The sequence below is a fragment of the Streptomyces ossamyceticus genome, from assembly GCF_001418475.1.
GTDB classification, from domain to species: domain Bacteria; phylum Actinomycetota; class Actinomycetes; order Streptomycetales; family Streptomycetaceae; genus Streptomyces; species Streptomyces ossamyceticus.
Genome location: NZ_LIQX01000706.1, coordinates 1 through 1,467 on the forward strand (window position 1 = coordinate 1; position 1,467 = coordinate 1,467).

The 1,467-nt window shown below is 74.1% G+C and carries 1 protein-coding gene; it reads right to left on the bottom strand.

The genetic code is table 11. The features are described from left to right. Window positions 1–59: 59 nt before the first annotated feature. On the bottom strand, window positions 60–1,262 hold the full coding sequence (locus tag AOK15_RS37130) for a class I SAM-dependent methyltransferase (protein ID WP_055523067.1): 1,203 nt from the start codon (window positions 1,260–1,262) through the stop codon (window positions 60–62). Between the last annotated feature and the right edge of the window lie 205 nt (window positions 1,263–1,467).

Here is a 1,467-nt window from a genome sequence, read left to right on the forward strand (position 1 = left end):
GCGGAGCGGGGGGCTGGGGAGGGCGGTGGCGACGGGGTCTGCCGAGGGGCGGCCGCCGGTCAGGCCGGGTGGCCGATCAGCATGGTGGGCGCGCCCGCCACCCGTGTGAGGAAGACCGTCGTCGAGGCGGTGCCGTGCGGCTTCGGCAGGGCCTTGCGGCGCAGTTCCTCCGGCTCGACGGCCGACCCGCGCTTCTTCACCGTCAGGATGCCGATCCCCCGTTCCCGCAGCAGCGCCTTGAGCTTCTTCACGTTGAAGGGCAGCACGTCGGTGATCTCGTACGCCGTCGCGTACGGGGTGACGTGGTGCTCGTCGGCGGTGATGTACGCGATCGTCGGGTCGATCAGCCCGCCGTCCAGATCCTCGGCGACCTCGGCGACCAGATGGGCGCGGATGACGGCGCCGTCCGGCTCGTACAGGTACCGCCCGACCGGCCGGACCGGCGGGTCGGGCAGCATCGTGTCGGGGGAGGCGTGGATCCCGGCCTCCGAGGGGAGCAGCACCGCCCGCCGAGCCCCCGGCGTCCCGCTCGCGCGGAACCACAGCACGGCCTCCTTCACGTCCCCGCCGTCCGAGATCCACTCGGCCTCCGCCTCGGGCGGAATCGCCTCGTGCGGGATGCCCGGTGCGATCTTGAGCGCGCCGAGCGGCGCCTTCAGCGCGGCCGACACGGCCCACGACAGGGGCGGTGAGTAGGCCTCCGGGTCGAAGATCCGGCCGCGCTTGGAGGAACGCCGGGCCGGGTCGACGAACACGGCGTCGTACCCGGACGTGTCCACCTCCGTCACATCCGCCTCGCGCACCTCGATCAGATCGGCGAGCCCCAGCGCGTCCGCGTTGGCGCGGGCCGCCGCCGCGGTCAGCGGGTCGCGGTCGACGGCCAGGACGCGGATACCGGCCCGCGCGAACGCGATCGCGTCCCCGCCGATCCCGCAGCACAGGTCGGCGACCGACCGCACGCCGAGTGCCCGGAAGCACTCCGCGCGGTACGTCGCCACGCTCGTCCGCGTCGACTGCTCGACCCCGTTCGGGGTGAAGAACATCCGTGAAGCGTCCTCGGCCCCGAACTTCGCCACGGCCCGCTGCCGCAGCCGCGACTGGGCGATCGCCGCCGAGACGAGTTCCGCCGGGTGCGTGCGGCGCAGCCGGGTCGCCACGGCCAGCTCCCGCGCCGGTTCCACACCGCGCACCTCGTCGAGGAGGGCACGGCCCTCGGGGGTCAACAGGGGGGCGAGGAAGGAGTCGGGGGAGAGGTCGTTCACCGGGCCATTGTGGGCCACTCGGTGGACGGCGCGCCGGTGGCGGCGGTGTCGGGCCGGGGCGCCGGGCGTGCCCTGCGAGGATGCGGCGCCATGCGACTCGTGCGACAACATGACGAAACGAGGGTGAAGCGGACGAGTTGCCGGAGTCCGGGGGGCGGTCTCCGGGGCGCATGCTTCGCGCCCGTACGGATGCTCGCCGCGGCGA